The sequence below is a fragment of the Paenibacillus silvae genome (assembly GCF_014639235.1).
Taxonomy (GTDB): domain Bacteria; phylum Bacillota; class Bacilli; order Paenibacillales; family Paenibacillaceae; genus Paenibacillus; species Paenibacillus silvae.
On the sequence record NZ_BMFU01000004.1, the window covers coordinates 333,632 to 350,593 of the forward strand.

Annotated in this window: 13 protein-coding genes; 10 read left to right on the forward strand and 3 right to left on the reverse strand. The window is 47.7% G+C overall.

Annotated features, from left to right (window positions below):
• The first annotated feature begins 129 nt into the window (after window positions 1-129).
• The 5 genes from IEW26_RS15845 to IEW26_RS15865 all read left to right on the forward strand — a co-directional run bounded on the left by IEW26_RS15845 (window position 130) and on the right by IEW26_RS15865 (window position 7,827).
• Window positions 130-1,197, forward strand: coding sequence for an FUSC family protein (locus IEW26_RS15845; RefSeq protein WP_111269931.1), 1,068 nt, complete (start codon window positions 130-132; stop codon window positions 1,195-1,197).
• A gap of 95 nt (window positions 1,198-1,292) precedes the next feature.
• A complete protein-coding gene (locus IEW26_RS15850) occupies window positions 1,293-1,754 on the forward strand; it encodes a pyridoxamine 5'-phosphate oxidase family protein (RefSeq protein ID WP_188593073.1) in 462 nt (153 codons plus the stop codon).
• A gap of 132 nt (window positions 1,755-1,886) precedes the next feature.
• The gene (gene helD / locus IEW26_RS15855; protein WP_145402841.1) at window positions 1,887-4,262 is read left to right on the forward strand and encodes an RNA polymerase recycling motor HelD; all 2,376 of its coding nucleotides are present in this window, start codon (window positions 1,887-1,889) and stop codon (window positions 4,260-4,262) included.
• Window positions 4,263-4,629: 367 nt separating this feature from the next.
• Window positions 4,630-6,483 carry an adenine deaminase gene (locus IEW26_RS15860; RefSeq protein WP_188593074.1) on the forward strand — a complete coding sequence of 618 codons (1,854 nt, stop codon included), beginning with the start codon at window positions 4,630-4,632 and terminating at the stop codon, window positions 6,481-6,483.
• A gap of 414 nt (window positions 6,484-6,897) precedes the next feature.
• A complete protein-coding gene (locus tag IEW26_RS15865; RefSeq protein WP_188593075.1) occupies window positions 6,898-7,827 on the forward strand; it encodes a hypothetical protein in 930 nt (309 codons plus the stop codon).
• Window positions 7,828-7,964: 137 nt separating this feature from the next.
• Here the strand turns inward: IEW26_RS15865 and IEW26_RS15870 are convergent, their stop codons facing one another.
• Entirely contained in the window at window positions 7,965-8,891 is a 927-nt protein-coding gene (locus IEW26_RS15870; RefSeq protein WP_188593076.1) for an AraC family transcriptional regulator, read from the reverse strand.
• Window positions 8,892-9,060: 169 nt separating this feature from the next.
• Between IEW26_RS15870 and yicI the strand changes: the two genes are divergently transcribed.
• A complete protein-coding gene (gene yicI / locus IEW26_RS15875) occupies window positions 9,061-11,379 on the forward strand; it encodes an alpha-xylosidase (RefSeq protein ID WP_188593077.1) in 2,319 nt (772 codons plus the stop codon).
• Between the two features lie 136 nt (window positions 11,380-11,515).
• Window positions 11,516-12,820, forward strand: a complete 1,305-nt coding sequence (bcbE, locus tag IEW26_RS15880; protein WP_188593078.1) for a bacillibactin exporter BcbE — start codon at window positions 11,516-11,518, stop codon at window positions 12,818-12,820.
• Between the two features lie 119 nt (window positions 12,821-12,939).
• Here the strand turns inward: bcbE and IEW26_RS15885 are convergent, their stop codons facing one another.
• Together IEW26_RS15885 and IEW26_RS15890 are read right to left on the reverse strand one after the other, a co-directional pair.
• Window positions 12,940-14,244: an MFS transporter gene (locus IEW26_RS15885; protein WP_188593079.1), complete on the reverse strand. Its 1,305-nt coding sequence runs from the start codon at window positions 14,242-14,244 to the stop codon at window positions 12,940-12,942.
• A 30-nt stretch (window positions 14,245-14,274) separates the two neighbouring features.
• Entirely contained in the window at window positions 14,275-14,697 is a 423-nt protein-coding gene (locus tag IEW26_RS15890) for a MarR family winged helix-turn-helix transcriptional regulator (protein WP_111269940.1), read from the reverse strand.
• Window positions 14,698-14,903: 206 nt separating this feature from the next.
• Between IEW26_RS15890 and fucU the strand changes: the two genes are divergently transcribed.
• The 3 genes from fucU (at window position 14,904) to IEW26_RS15905 (ending at window position 16,912) form a co-directional block, all read left to right on the forward strand.
• Window positions 14,904-15,377 (forward strand): L-fucose mutarotase, encoded by a 474-nt coding sequence (fucU, locus tag IEW26_RS15895; RefSeq protein ID WP_188593080.1) that lies wholly within the window; start codon window positions 14,904-14,906, stop codon window positions 15,375-15,377.
• Window positions 15,378-15,675: 298 nt separating this feature from the next.
• The gene (locus tag IEW26_RS15900) at window positions 15,676-16,239 is read left to right on the forward strand and encodes a GNAT family N-acetyltransferase (RefSeq protein ID WP_188593081.1); all 564 of its coding nucleotides are present in this window, start codon (window positions 15,676-15,678) and stop codon (window positions 16,237-16,239) included.
• A gap of 49 nt (window positions 16,240-16,288) precedes the next feature.
• Window positions 16,289-16,912, forward strand: a complete 624-nt coding sequence (locus IEW26_RS15905; RefSeq protein ID WP_229729885.1) for a TraX family protein — start codon at window positions 16,289-16,291, stop codon at window positions 16,910-16,912.
• Window positions 16,913-16,962: the final 50 nt, after the last annotated feature.

Here is a 16,962-nt window from a genome sequence, read left to right on the forward strand (position 1 = left end):
CCTAACCTCTCATGGTACAATAAATCGTTCTCCTGAACTCATTCAGGCAAATAACGAAATATGGGGTAATAATGAACATGATGATCATCAAAAGTGAACGAACAGGCTGGGTAAGAGGAGGGGGATGCCATGTCATTTGGAGCACGTGTACTTAAGACAGGTATAGCGGTCACGCTTGCTTTATATCTGAGCAGTCTGTTTCTGAACCCGCAATCTCCTGTGCCTGCTGCGATTGCAGCGATCTTTGCGATGCAGCCCTCCATCTATCGTTCGTGGAAATATTTCCTGGATCAGCTGCAGACAACGACGCTGGGAGCTATTGTAGCCTTGCTCGGAGGAATGGTGCTGTCTAACGAACCCATCGCAGTCGGTTTAATTATTGTGCTTGTCATTATGATCTGTCTTAAATTAAATATGGGTGAAACGGTAGGACTGACACTTGTCACGGTAGTCTCTATTATGGAAGCTTCGGGTGACTGGCACTTTGCGCTGAATCGTTTCCTGCTGACTCTTGTAGGCATCGTGTCTGCATTTCTGATTAACATCTCGGTGTTTCCGCCGAAACCCAAGGTACAGTTTGTAAAGCAGATTCAAAGTGTATTTAGCGGCATGTCCTTACTGCTTCGCACCTCGATCTCCGATGAGATTAAAGAGGTTGTTTTCCGGGAGGAGAAAAATACGCTGGGCGGCTCGATTAAGTCTTTATCTGACAAGTATCACCTGTTTGAGGAAGAGCAGAAGAAGATGAAACGGGCCAAGTTCAGCGAAACCCGTCAGATGGTCGTATACAAGCAGATGCTGCTAAGTTTGCAAAAAGGGTATGATGTACTGGATTCCGTTGAACGTCATTACTTCCAGGCACAGCGTACCCCGGAGATGGACCTGTTCTTTGATACACATCTGGAGCGGGTGATCAAGTTCCATGAGCATGCCTTACTTAAATTCGAAGACAAGTTAAAACCGAATGGGGAGGAAGCAGCGCAGTTTGTGACGGATAATGATCATTTTATGGAGCAGGCGATTACGCAGTTTGATATCGATAAGGAAGGTATGTTACGATTATCCATCGTAGCCGCAGCCATCTATGATTATGGCTATCAGCTGGAACGCTTGAATCGGCTGGCGGATCATGTGCACAGCGTCAGCGAGGATAAAGAGTCACAGGATACGATGCTGAACTGGCTGAAATGGCCTTAGCCTGGAAAATCATATACAATAGAATAACAACCAAGCCCGGACAGCAGCGTCCGGGCTGTTTGGTCTATTGGGTCAGGGAATTGAGGGATAAGGATATGCATATAGAGCAGCTGGATACAGAACTGATGGAATGGTTAGATGGAGGCAGGCTTGACACCAAGCAGCATGAGGCTATGCAGCTGCTGACGGTAACAGACGGGCAGTGGGCACATACGGCCATGATTAGCATGGGAGAAGTGGTGGCAATAAGCCCAACCTGCCTCAGGCTGGCACTTTGGCAAGGAACTCAAACGAGTATGAATATGATGGAAACAGGTAAGGCTACTTTAATTGCAATTCATGGACAGCGTTTGCTGCACATCCAGCTGGGGGTCCGCCCTTTGCCAGCCTTGGCAGAGGCTGTGCATCCGCGCGACAGATATGATTGTAACATCCGGCATATTCGTATAGATGAGGCACCCTATGCTGAAATAACGTCAGGCATTACCTTTCAATTAAAAGATCAAGCCGGTGCGTTGGCGCGCTGGGCCGCTACAATTGAGGATCTGAAAAAATAAGCGGATTAATAAGGACTTGAAGAAGTAGACGAGTAATGATTGGAAAAACCAGAACTTATACCATTGCCTTTTCGGGCTTGTCCAATGGCTATTTAGAAGACACAATCCGGGGAAAGAGAGGCGCATCAACAAATGAGTACAGAACAGCAATGGAATGAGGAACAACAACGAGTGAATTCAGTCACTGACCTGATTGAGCATCGAATTACTGCACTGGAAGAAGTAGCAGGTTCATTCCGTGGTGAAGTGGTCGAGATGAGAAAAGAATTCTGGGACGAGGTCACCATGAACTTCAGTGAAGCAGATGATGTCGGGGAGACGTCAACGAGTATGCGGCAGCAGTCACAGGTGTTGTCTGATCGCGAACGAAGTCATCTGAATACAGCTGCGGCTCTGGATAAAATGAAACGACTGCATCATTCTCCTTATTTCGGGCGCATCGATTTCAAAGAAGCTGGATATGCGGATGCAGAGCGAATCTATCTGGGCATTGCATCACTGCTGGATGAGCAGGAGGAGTCTTTTCTGATCTACGACTGGCGTGCACCGATCTCCAACCTGTATTACGACGGTGCACCGGGGCCGATCTCCTATCGTACACCAAGCGGTGAAATCAGCGGAGAGATCGAGATGAAGCGACAGTTTGTTATTCGGGACAGACGAATCCGGTTTATGTTTGATACGGGCGTGACCATCGGTGATCAGCTGCTGCAGGCCGTGCTCAGCCGAACGTCGGATGCCCAGATGAAAAGCATTGTAGCAACGATCCAGAAGGAGCAGAACCGGATTATCCGCAATGACCGGACTCGAATGCTGATCGTGCAGGGAGCGGCAGGCAGTGGTAAAACCTCTGCTGCGCTCCAGCGGGTAGCTTATCTTCTCTATAAATACCGCGAGCATCTGCAAGCGGATCAGATGGTTCTTTTTTCACCAAATCCGATGTTTAACAGCTATGTATCAACGGTATTGCCGGAGCTCGGAGAAGAGAACATGCTGCAGACGACATTTCAGGAGTATCTGGAGCGCCGCTTGGGCCGGGAATACCAGCTGGAGGACCCGTTTATTCAGCTTGAATATGTGCTTACGGCAATGCAGGAGCCGGAATACGATGCACGGATGTCGAGTATTCGCTTCAAGTCCTCTGCATCCTTCCAGAAGGTCATCACACGTTATAAAGAGAGCATGCTTTCCGGCGGCATGAAATTCAAGCCAGTGCGTTTTCAGGGCAAAGTGATTGTGGATGCGGAAGCGATGGCTGAGAAATTTTATAGCTTTGGCTCATCTGTCAAGCTGGTGAGTCGACTGGAGCTGCTGCGGGACTGGCTGCTGAAGGAGCTGTCTGCATTTGGCAAGAGTGAATTAAATGCGCCCTGGGTGGATCAGCAGCTGGACGTGATGGAACCTGAGGACCTGCAGAGAGCTTATCAACGGTTAAAACGCAAACAGAAGGGGAAATCGCATACGTTTGATGACTTCCAGCAGGAAAGAGAGATTCTGGCCAGAATGGTTGTCAGCGACCGGCTCAAACCTCTGCGTAAATGGATCAAATCCTTGCGTTTTGTCGATATCCGTCAGCTGTACGCAAACCTGTTTCAGGATCAGGCACAGATGGTGCGTTTGCTGGAAAACGAGCCGCTGCCCGCGCATTGGGAGGCCATCTCCACGATGACGCTGCGCAGGCTGAAGCTGCAGGAATTGGCCTATGAGGATATCACGCCGTATCTGTATTTGCGAGAGCTGCTGCTTGGTTTCCATATTAACTCTGGCATCCGTCATGTGATTATCGATGAAGCGCAGGATTATTCTGCGTTTCAGCTGGCCTTTATGAAAAGGCTGTTCCCGCATGCCAAAATTACGGCTTTGGGTGACTTCAATCAGGCGATCTACGCTCATTCGTCTGTGCTAAGCGGAACGGGACCTTTGAGTGATCTATATGGACCGGAGAATACAGAGGTTATCGAATTGACGCGCAGTTATCGATCCACCATGGAGATTGTTGAGTTTACACGGGGCATGGTTCCGGGGGGAGAGCATATCATTCCGTTTAATCGAAGCGGTGAGAAGCCCAAAGTGATCGTAACGGCTGATCTCGAGCAGCATATGCATCATATTACGGCTGATCTTCATCATCTGATTGAGCAGGGATATGAATCGGTCGCAGTCATCTGCAAAACAGCAGAGGAGAGCAGTGAAGTTCACGCGCTTCTCAGTCAGAAGCTGGACACTGCGCCCAAGCTGATCAAAAAAACGACACTTGCTTTCGAGCAGGGTGTTCATGTCGTGCCTGCTTACTTGGCGAAAGGTGTGGAGTTTGATGCGGTATTGATCTATGACGGATCTGCTGCAGCCTATTCCCATGAACAGGAACGCAAGCTGTTCTATACAGCCTGTACGCGAGCGATGCATCTGTTACATGTATATTGTCTGGGCAAACCGAGCCCTTTTATTAGCTCACAGTCAGAGGAATGGTATGAGGTGAGTAATATGACTGCGACTCGTGTAGAGTAGTCGGTTTTCGCTGCTCGTTGTACGCTAATCGTTAATCGCTAACGGAGCTGTATGAAGACAGGCTGGTCAGAATCCAAACTTCTGACCAGCCTTTTGTTGCATGCCGTATCGAGATTTTTGTATACATAGTATCGAGACTTTTGTATACGTAGTATCCAGACTTTTGTGTATGCTGCATCCAGATTTATGTGCATGCTTATCTTGAGAAGAGACCTGATTTGTTTGGTGAAGTAAGCAGACACTTTTTAGTGCATATTGATAATTCAGGTGGATTTCATTGTGTGTATACACAATTGATGTAATTTTTCTTTACACATGAAGCCAAGACTCATATAATCGTAACAATCTATTTTTTTTGGAGCGTTGAATGAAGGAGGCAGGTAGCTTGAATAAATCAGCTTTTGAACGGCCGCTAATGGCCGATTGTGTACCCGATCTGGTTGCTACAGCACGGGGAGATATGAAGGCAACATTGGTGATTCGGGGCGGTACATTGGTGAACGTCATATCGGGAGAGATTTTGCCAGACATGTCGGTCGCTGTACAAGGGGCGAGAATTGCCTATGTCGGCAGGGATGTAAGCCATACGATTGGAGAACATACCCGAATTATTGAAGCAAAGGGAAAGTATATTGCTCCTGGTTTATTGGATGGTCATTGTCATATCGAGAGCACACAGATGAAAGTGTCCGAGTTCGCAAGAGCAGTATTGCCTTCGGGAACGACCGGTGGTTTTTTCGATCCACATGAAATATCAAACGTGCTTGGTCTAAAGGGACTACGGCTGATGCTGGATGAAGCACGGACTACACCGATGGCTGCCTATTTGCAAGTAGCCTCCTGTGTTCCCTCCACTCATCCGGGACTGGAAACGACGGGCGCATATATTGGCCCGGAAGAAGTAGCGGAAGCTCTTTCCTGGGGGCCTGATATGATTGGTTTGGGTGAAGTCATGAACTTCCCTGGGGTCGTGTATGGAGATGAAACGATGATCGGGGAGATTCAGGCGACACTGCGCGCAGGCAAGGTGGCCGATGGTCATTTTACGTGGGCATCGGATGATTGGCGCCTCCCCGCGTATGCGGCTAGTGGTGTTACAGGGGATCATGAGTGTGTAACCAAAGAGGATGTCGTGGAACGGCTGCGGCTTGGCATGTATGCGAAGATGCGTCAGGGGTCTGCGTGGCATGACGTTGCTGAGACCATTAAAGCTTGTACCGAGCTTGGACTGGATACCCGCCGGATGATGCTGGTGACAGATGATCGCAGCTCGGAATCCCTGCTCAAGGAAGGGCACATGGATTTTGTGGTTCGACTGGCGATCTCTCAAGGAGTGAAGCCCGTAACCGCATTCCAGATGGCAACGATTAATACAGCCGAACGCTTCGGTGTAGCGCGTGATATCGGGGCGGTTATTCCAGGCAACATCGCTGACATTATTCTGCTGGACGGACGATTGGCCGATGTAAGTGTAGGCATGACGATTGCTGCCGGGCAAGTCGTGGCCGAGAATGGCAAAATGACGGCAGTATGGGATGCCTTCACGTATCCTGAAGAGGCTTTGAATACGGTGAAGCTGGAAGCAAATATTCAGCCTAGGGACCTGGAACTGTCTGCTCCGATGTCGGAAGGTACCATTGGTGCACGAGTGATTCACGTGACAGAGAATCATGTGGAGACGAAGGAGAAGCGTGTGCAGGTGAGTGTGGAGGACGGGAAGGTGGTTCTCCCGGTGACGGGTGAGGTATGCAAAATTGCGGTACTGGAGCGTCATAAACAAACCGGCAATCGCGCCGTAGCTCTGGTTGGCGGGATCGGTTTCACATCCCCGGCTGCCATTGCAATGACGGTAGCCCACGACAGTCATAACCTGCTGATTATCGGTAACGATGATGCGCTCATGGCGGAGGCGGGTAATCGGGTCATCTCTATGCAAGGCGGCGTAGCGGTTGTAACGGATGCAGGTGTGACAGAGTTCCCGCTTCGTATTGCAGGACTCATGTCGGTGGAGCCATTCGAAGTTGTAGCCGAGCAATCGGCAGCAGTCAGCGAAGCGCTGCAATCGGCTGGCTGTACGCTGAATAATGCATTTATGACGCTGTCCCTGCTTGCGTTAGTCGTTATTCCTGAGCTGCGTTTGTCTGACATTGGATTGGTGCGAATCTCAGCAGAAGGCATTGAGCGGGTTTCGCTCTTTGATGATGAGCCTGCTGCCGATTAAGCTGACCTCAGAGACGTGTAATATGTCCGTGTAATCAGAACCAAAGATCATATTAAATATTGCTCAATTACAGGCCGCCTTCGGGCGGTTTTTTTGTCTGAGAAAAAGAAAGCGCTCCCTAGGTCTGTAGAATTGTCTCTCTCAAAACAAGGATGATGACTGAAGTCGTGGTTAAAATTTATATTTTACATAAAACATTAATATTTGTGACTTTTGGCCTATGTATTCAGAACTGTGAATTCCCGAAATAAAGTTATATGATTCTTTCGTCATGAGTCTTAGTGGTGATATTGCGTATAGAAGAATTTTTCATACATCGTGCTTCCATTAAAGTGCAAAAGTGAATAATAAACGACAACAATTCATCCGGATTTATACGTAAGAGGCTGCATAACTTCAAGGGAGTGTATAAATATGAAAACTAAAAGAGAGATTCGTTTCCTGCTGCTGATGAGTTGTCTGATCTTGTGTTTGAGCACGGCCTGTTCTTCCAAGGTGTCTGCTATCGGTTCCGATGAACCCGTGGAAAGCTACGCAGAAATCCATGGCAATCTGGATCATCCCGTGAGAGCAACCTGGGTATGGGATACAACCCAGATCAGAAGCAATGCACAGGATGTGCTGCAATTTGCTGCGCAGAACAATGTGAATACCATCTATCTGCAAATAAACCGGGACATTAAAGTACCTGAATATAAAAGCTTTATTCGTCTTGCACGAGCACAGAAAATCGCTGTTGATATTATGGATGGACGTTCTGCATGGGGACTGACGGAGAGCCGGGATCAGATCGTTTCTTTTATGGACTGGATTGAGGCATATCAGGCACAGGCACTGTCCCAGGAGAAGTTTGCCGGCATTCATCTGGATATTGAGCCACATGTACATCCGCAGTGGAAAACAAATCAGGCGAGCGTCATCACACAGTGGCAGGGCAATGTGAATTATATTGTAGAACGGGCTGCGGGTATGAACATGCCGGTCGGAGCTGATCTGCCGTTCTGGCTGGACAATTACAAAATTCCGGGTTCCACGATGGCGGTAAGCAGCTGGATGATTCGCAAGTTCGATTCCATCACCATTATGGCTTATCGGGACACAGCGGCTGCGATCTATAACGTTGCGAAGGATGAATTGATCGATGCAGCCTCTGCAGGCAAAACCATCTCGATTGCTGTAGAAACGAAGCAAAGCAAGGAAGGGGATTTTATTACGTTTTACGAAGAGGGAGAAGCTTACATGGAAGAGCAGCTGAAGCTGGTAGAGAAAATGGCCAGTGTGCATCCATCCTTCAATGGGTTCTCCATTCATGAGTACACGTCCTGGCAAACATTAATGAAATAAGGTGTATATGAGAGCAAAGGATCAACCGTTCCATCACCAAAAAGAGCTTGAAGGCTTATCTGAACAACAGCTTTTCCTGTTTTAACGTTAAAAGGTGCTTGCAGAAGTGATCGCTGCAGCACCTTTTTTTGTTTATTTTACGTAAGCTGGCTAAGGGATTCAGGCTCCAGAGTCAGATTGTGCGTAAACATTTTGCGATAATGAGACGGGGTGGTATGTTTGTGCTTTTTGAAGGTGGTAATAAAGTAGCTCAGATGCTCAAAACCGACGTCCATCGCAATGTCGACAATTTTATGATCCGTATTCTCAAGCTGCAGACAGGCCTGCTGTACACGATAATAATTGATGTAGTCCACCGGACTTTTCTGTACCATCTGTTTGAAAAAACGACAGAAATGCCCTTCGCTCATATTCGCTTCTTCTGCCAGTTCTTTCAGCTTCAGCGGTTCAGGATAACGCTTGTGAATATAACCGAGCACTGATTTCAGACGCTCCACCTTGTCAGGGCTTCCTCCATGGACAGAGCCTTTGAACGGCAGCTGCATACGATGCTCAAACATACGAGCAAACATCAGATAGAGATAGGCTTTGGTGGTCATTTCACAGGTGACGGCTCCGGCTGCGTGATCTGCGAAGATACGCTCCAGATATTCCAGCACTTCTGCTCCCCAGGCTTCATCCGGCGTGATATGAGAGGGGAGTCGCACATTTTTTCGTATGATGGGAGCGATAAATTTCTCCTGTACTGCGTCAAAGCTATGACTGCCAAGCAGATCGGAGTGAAACACGATAGAGGAAAATATACAAGGCTCCGTGCCTCTCAGATTGCCCGCATGAATCTCGCCCCGATGAACAAAAATAGCTTCTCCTGCCTTGACCTCAATTCGGTTCATGTCAATCTGGAACACAGCCGAGCCCTGCGTTACCATCGTAAACTCCATCTCGTCATGCCAGTGGCAATCAAGAATGCTGTCACCATTCAGCTGCTGTATGTCAGGATACACACTCACCGGGTACATGGCATTGCCATGAATGCGATCCTCCCGTAAACGTTCACGTTCCATAATGCCCTCCTTGTATCTATGAAAAGATGTAATCGTTTGCAATAGACATCAACAATTAGCTGAATAATCTTTGAAATATCAAAATCCTGATATATTTAATCAAAATAGAAGAAGAAATTCGTTATTTATATCAATATCATTATAGTATAACCGAAGGAGGTAATCCAAGATGAAATTTACAGATGGCTATTGGCAGATCCGTGATGGATATCATGTTCAAAATCCTGCGGACGTTCGAGATATTGTACAAAGGGGCGATTCCTTTACCGTATATGCAGCAACAAAACGTATTGAGCGCAAAGGGGACACCCTGAACGGAACACTGCTCAAAGCAACCTACAGCTCTCCAATGCCTGACGTCATTCGTGTACAGTTAAATCACCACAAGGGCAAAGTCAATCCGGGTCCTGAGTTTGCTCTGAACACGTTGAATACCGATGTGCAAATTACACAAGATGAGCATGGCGCAGAGCTGAAAAGCGGAAATCTTCGTGTAAACGTAAACAAATCAAAGGGCTGGGATATCGGCTTCCATTATAACGATAAACGTCTGACAGGCAGCGGCTGGAGAGGCCCGGCATATATCGAGTCAGCGACAGAAGGGGTATTTTTCCGGGAGCAGCTGGAGCTGGGTGTGGGCGAGTATGTCTATGGCCTTGGTGAACGATTCACTCCGTTTGTGAAAAATGGTCAGGTTGTGGATATCTGGAATGAGGATGGCGGCACAAGCAGCGAGCAGGCCTACAAGAACATTCCGTTTTATCTGTCGAACAAAGGATATGGTGTATTTGTCAATCATCCTGAAAAGGTATCCTACGAGATTGCTTCTGAAAATGTATCGAAGGTGCAGTTCAGTGTAGAGGGTGAAACGCTGGAGTATTTTATTATCGGTGGGGCCAATCCCAAAGAGGTGCTGGACAACTACACCAAGCTGACTGGCAAACCGGCTTTGCCGCCAGCATGGACGTTTGGACTGTGGCTGACAACATCATTCACAACGGATTACGATGAAGCGACGGTGAATCACTTTGTTGATGGCATGGCTGAGCGTGATCTGCCGCTTTCTGTTTTCCACTTCGACTGCTTCTGGATGAAGGAGTACCAGTGGTGTGACTTTGAATGGGACAAGGACATGTTCCCTGATCCAGAGGGTATGCTGAAGCGTTTGAAGGACAAGGGACTCAAAATCTGTGCATGGATCAACCCGTATATTGCCGAGAAATCCATTCTGTTTGATGAAGGCATGGAAAAAGGTTATCTCGTCAAGACAGCCGATGGCAGTGTATGGCAGTGGGATAAATGGCAGGCGGGCATGGGGCTTGTGGACTTTACGAATCCAGAGGCAACTGCATGGTACAAAGAGAAGCTCAAAGGTTTGATTGACCAGGGCGTGGATTGCTTCAAGACCGACTTTGGCGAAAGAATTCCGACCGATGTTGTATACCATGACGGTTCTGATCCGGTTAAAATGCACAACTACTATACTTTCCTGTACAACAAGGCTGTATTTGAAGTGCTGGAGGAGAACCTTGGTAAAAATGAAGCGGCCTTGTTTGCACGCTCCGCTACCGTAGGCGGTCAACAATTCCCAGTACACTGGGGAGGAGACTGCTCTTCCAACTATTCCTCCATGGCAGAATCACTGCGCGGCGGATTGTCTCTGGGCCTCTCCGGGTTCGGCTTCTGGAGCCATGATATCAGCGGTTTCGAAGCAACAGCCGAGCCGGATGTATACAAACGCTGGGTACAATTTGGCCTGCTCTCTTCACACAGCCGCCTGCATGGTAATGAATCGTACCGTGTACCTTGGTTATTCGATGAAGAGGCTGTCGATGTTGTGCGTGACTTTACAAAACTGAAGCTGAGCCTGATGCCTTACCTGTTTAACTCTGCGGTTGAATCCTCTGTACAAGGTCTGCCTATGATGCGGGCGATGGTGCTGGAGTATCCAGACGATCCAACGTGTGCGACGCTTGATCTGCAGTACATGTTTGGTGACTCGATCCTGGTTGCTCCGATCTTCAACAAGCAAGGTGATGTTCGTTATTACCTGCCTGAAGGCACGTGGACAAATTATTTGACAGGAGCCCAGGTTGAGGGTGGACGATGGATCAATGAAAATCATGATTTCAAAACACTGCCAATGATGATCAAGCCTAACAGTCTGATCGCGGTAGGTGCAGTGGACAGCAAACCGGATTATGATTTTGCGGACAATGTATCTCTGCACTTATTTGAACTTGCTGATGGAGAGACCGCACAGGCCGTAGTTGTTAATCAAGCCGCAGAGCAGGAATTGCAGGTCGCAGTATCACGCAGCGGGTCGAAGCTGGCGGTTCGCACCGAAGGTGCAGTCAAGCCGTGGAGTATCGTGCTTCGTGGCATTGATTCGGTATCGAGTGTAGATGGTGGCACGCAGCAAGCTGGCTCACATGGGGTAATCGTAGCTGCACCATCAGGGACAAGCGAGCTTACTATAGAGCTGTAACATGTTACAATAAGGATTGGAACAGACGGTGCTTGGGGCACCGTCTGTTTGTTTATTTGACATATCCTGAATAAACAACCTTGGTTAGACCGACAATAACGCTGTTGTGTGTACAATCTGCGAAGGTGGTTAGGGTATGTCTGATAAAAAGTGGGACCTTGTCGCACTTGCTTCCATCCCTGTGATTATGACCTTGGGGAACTCCATGCTTATACCGATTTTGCCACAGATTGAACGGGAATTGAAGGTTTCTTCATTCAAGGTCAGTATGCTGATTACGGTATATGCTGTAGTTGCGATTCTGCTGATTCCACTGGCAGGATATTTATCGGATCGATTCGGCAGGAAAGTGGTCATTATCCCCAGTCTTGTTATTGCGGCAGTTGGTGGGGGTGTTGCTGGTGCTGCAGCATGGATGATGGAAGGTGATATCGCTTACTGGACGATTCTTGCGGGAAGGTTTTTACAGGGGATCGGTGCGGCAGGTGCTTTTCCCATTGTCATTCCACTGGTGGGGGATATGTTTAAGGATGAAGATCAGGTCAGTAAAAGCCTGGGTATTATTGAAACCTCCAATACGTTTGGCAAAGTGCTCAGCCCGATTCTGGGAGCAGCGCTGGCGGTCTGGCTCTGGTATTCCCCGTTTCTGGCCATTCCGGTGCTTTGTCTGATTTCGCTACTGCTCGTTATATTTCTGGTCAAAACACCGAGGAGGAGCGAGAAACCCCCGACCTTCTCTGAATTTGTTGCGTCCATCCGTAACGTATTAAAACAAAAAGGGCGTTGGTTATATGCGTTGTTTGCCATTGGCGGCATCTGCATGTTCCTTCTTTTTGGCGTGCTGTATTACCTTTCGGAGACGCTGGAGAGTGAATTTGCGTTAAAGGGTGTTGTGAAAGGCCTTGTACTGGCGATCCCGCTGGCCGCGTTATGTCTTGCTTCTTTTTTTGCAGGCAAATGGATTGGGAAAAACAAATCCAAAATGAAATGGCTGGGCTTCACGGGGCTTGCCTTGGTTACCGTATCGTTGGGGATCATCGGCATGTTCGACAATATCTATGTTGTCGTGGGGTTATTTACGCTAGGAAGCGTCGGAATCGGGGCTGCACTGCCGTGTCTCGATACGTTAATAACCGAAGGGGTGCACAAAAAGCAGCGGGGTACAATTACGGCTTTGTTCAGCAGTATGCGTTTTATCGGTGTATCTCTGGGCCCGCCTGTCGTGTCCTTGCTCATTGGAGCCAATCACTTCCTGCTGTTTGGCATTCTGGCCGCATCGGGTGCAGTCGGGGCTTTACTTACCTTGTTAGCGGTGAAGCCGGATAAGGGAGGACAGTCGTCCTCCGAAGGAGATTCGAAGCAAAAGCATAAGCACGAGCAGGAAAATGAAACAAACCCAGCATACAGAGTCCCTTTGCGTCGTAAAAAGAGTCCATTTTGACATGGCGTATCTGAATAATTTTATGTCTGAAAAGGGTAAAATGAAAAACGCGTCTACTCCGAGAACAGCTGAACCGCTGCCTGGTGTAAACGCGTTTTTGTTGCGCAATGCGCTTAGGTCTATTTTCTATTCTCAGAACCGGAAACATTCGTTTCAGAAGCATCGGATGCAGTGATATGTGTGTGTGACAGCAGCGGATGCGTCTGAACCTGAAAACTGCCGCTCCGTTTTCCCTGGATCAGATAGATCAGCAGAAAGAGCACCATGAACAATATAGAATAGCGGTACATTTCGGTATAGCTGGTCAGGGAAGCGATGGAACCAAGCAAAAGGGCTCCAGTAGCAATCCCGAGATCAAGCGTATTTAAAAACATGCCATTAGCCATTCCCCGCTGAGCAGGGGAGACTACTTGAATCATCCAGGTTTGCAGTGATGATTGCATGGAGCCATAACCAATCCCGTACATAAAGGCTGCTGCAAACAGTACAGGCATCGTGGATGCTGTGGAGAGAATAACAAGTCCAAGTGCGATACATACGGCACCTGGAATTAATAAAGCTTTAGGTCCCTTGCTGTCGTAGATACGACCGGCAAAAGGTCTGACCACCAATACAGCCATAGCGTTAAATAGGAAAAACAAAGCCGGATTCGCAAGATGGGCTTCCTTGCCAAACAGGACGATAAATCCAACCAGTCCCCCGTAAGTAATGGATAACAGGCCGTTCAGTACACTAGGAAGAATCAATTTGCGGTTAAAGGTCATTTTCCCGGCAGCAGCCGATGCAGCAGATGGGGCAACCGATACAGTTACCGCAGCGGGTTCGGCAGCCTGCTGCGTTCGAGCCGCTTTTTTGCGGGTCAGGCTGTAACTGAGTGGATAGATTACAACAATAACAGCCGCAGTACACACCATAAGCGTCACAAATCCGGCCCCTTGCAGCAACGTAACACCGATAATAGGGCCCATGGACATCGCAAGGCTTGTTGACAGACCAAAGTATCCCATGCCTTCACCCATCCGCTTCACGGGCACAATGTCTGAGGCCATCGTTGGGAAGGCGGTGCTGCTCATGCCGAATCCAACACCAAACAACATGCGCAGCAGTAACAGCACTGCAATACCGGCGGCAAAATAATAGCCGAGCGTGGCGAGCAGGGCTACGGACAAACCGATATAGATCATCGCATTACGCAAACCCTTCTCCAGGGCCTTGGCGGAGTATAATCTTGCTGCAATGGCACTCAATGCAAACAGACAAGTGAAGAGACTGACTTGAAAGGCATTGGCGTGGAAACGATCCTGTACATACGAGGGAAGGGGTGAAACGATCATGTGCAGTTGAAGAAACAGCAGAAAATTACATAACATCAGTAAAATAAAATCAGTTGTCCATAATCGGACAGGTGCAGATTGTTCTTTCATGGCGAGACATTCCCTCCTGAGTTGTGATAGTTACAGATTGTGATTGATGAGGGAAAGAGTATGTTTAAAGGCTTCCATCTGGTCTGCGGGTATACCTTCTGCAAGTTTTTTATTCATTGCTCTTTCGATCGGTACAAGAATATCAATTAAAGCTTTGCCTTCCTTGGTTATATACAGCAGATATGCCCGGCGGTCATGTTCGCTTGTCCGACGTTCTACCCAGCCTTTCTTCTCAAGCAAATCAATAATTCGTGCTGTGGTTGGCTGATCCTTGAAAACAAGCCCGGCGATCTCCTTCTGGTTCACACCTTCTGAACGATTCACATTAAAAAGGACAGAGAACTGCTCTGTCGTGATATCGTATGGCTTGAATTGTGATGCCAGCAGTGCGGCTGATTTGCGATGGGTGAGTCCGAGCATGAATCCAACGGATTGCTCCAGAGAATAATCCATGTATCAATGAGCCTCTCTTTCCGTAATAACATCGTTTAAATTCATTTAATTGTTATAACAACTATATGTGAAACAAGTAATTTTGTCAAAGCCAATGTAGGCTTTCATGGTGATTGCATCTCGGTGCAAAGTGCACAGAATCCTGTTAGAATAGGAATGAAACGGCTTTCAAGGTAATCAAATTCGTGTGTAAGGAGCGTTTAATGATGCTGAAAAATATCCCTGCCATACTTTCGCCCGAGCTGCTTAAATTCATGTCCGAGATGGGGCATGGCGATGAACTTGTGATCTCCGATGCCAACTTTCCGGCAGCCAGTCATGCGCAGCGACTGATACGCTGTGATGGCGTAAACGCTGTGCAGCTGCTGCAGGCCATATTACAATTGTTTCCGTTGGATACGTATGTAGAGAAGCCCGCCGCTGTAATGCAGGTGGTTAAGGGAGATCCCGTTATACCGATCATCTGGGAGGATTACCGGCGAATCATTGAAGAGCACGAGGGCATGACTGATGCATTGGAGTATGAGGAACGCTTTGATTTTTATGAACGGGCCGCCAAAGCTTACGTCATTGTTGCCACAGGGGAACGGGCGCAATATGCAAATCTGATTTTGAAAAAGGGTGTTATCTTTCCTGAACCAGGCCATGCCCAAGGGCAGCTGAATCTGGAATTCAAATAGACCATCCATGTTATGGCGACGGAGCTGGCGAGGCTTTCGTTGCCTTTTTGTGTTTACCCGAACGCAGCCAGTAGACGACAATATATACATAGGAATCGACTCAACCAGAACAGAAACGGCTGGTATCGCGTAAGAGCGATCGTCAATTCGTAAGCTGCTGCATTTCTGGCTTAACGCATCATTTACTGCAAACTTTGCTTCAGTTGATAAATGGGGCACAACGAAAATTTCTTTTACAATTAAATCAAGAAGAGATGAGGTTCATGAAGATATGAAGCAAAGGGAGGATATGGGAGCTATGGAGGAAATAGAAATGCAGCAAACGCAGGACGTGCAAGTTCGAATCAGACAAGCGAACGGAGAAAACGACGTGCCTGAAGTATCAAGGCTTTTTAACAATTACCGTATATTTTATGGTCAGCATTCAGATCTGGAGGGAGCCCGCTGTTTTATCCAGGAACGATTCCGTAAAGAGGAATCTATCATTTTTATTGCTGAATTAGGTGATGCAGGTGAGGGCACGTCAGCTGAAGCAGGTTCCATATCTCGGTATTGTGGTGAATCACAGATGCGGGCGGCTGGTTTTGTGCAGATTTATCCCAGCTTTAGTTCCGTTTCTATGGGACCGATCTGGGTACTGAATGATCTTTATGTCGATTCGGATTACCGAAAGCAGGGGATTGCAAGAAAACTGCTGCAGGCCGTTGCCGGAGAGGCGAAGGAACGACAGATCATTCGTATTACGCTAAGCACTGCTGTGAGTAATCTGCAAGCTCAAGCATTATATGAGTCTGAAGCATATACACAGGATCAGAGCTTCATGTATTATGAACGTAGTGTGCATTCTGGAGATGAAGCGTAAGAGAGGCACTCGATGTTAAGGGTAGGTTAAAAGGGGGGGAGCAGCTGATATGATGCAATGGATTGCCATGATTACGATGCTGATCGATCATATAGGTGCTGTATTTTTTCCGCATATTGTGGAACTGAGAATTATCGGACGCATCGCGTTCCCGATCTATGCTTTTACGGTGTATATTGGTTACAAGCATACACGTAATGTGCAGAAATACATATGGCGTTTGTTCTGGATCGCGGTTATTTCTCAATTGCCGTTTATGGCAGCGTTTAATCATTTCTCGCTGAATGTGGTCTGGACCTTGTGGTCGGCGCTGCTTGTTTTGCTGGCTTTGGATAAGCTGCCTTCCAGACCCCTGAGTATCCTGATTGCTATCGGAGCAGGGATCATCATGGAATACACACATATGGACTACGGGATGTATGGGCTGCTGCTGGTACTGCTGTTCCGCTACTTCAATGGGCCTGTGCTGGTTATGGTTCATGTGATTCTGAATGGACTTTATCTGCTGCTCTATCACAGTTCATTACAGATGTACAGTGTGCTGGCAACAATCGGTATTGCGATTGCTCAGTATTATCAGGCGTCGTTTCGCTTGAAGGGACCACGCTGGATCTGGCGTTATTTCTATCCGGCTCATCTTGCGATTATTGCTGTGATTCGCTGGTTGGCCTGATTGTATTTCGATTATCGTTTGGCAAGAAAAAGCCACTTTCTTCGCTGTGG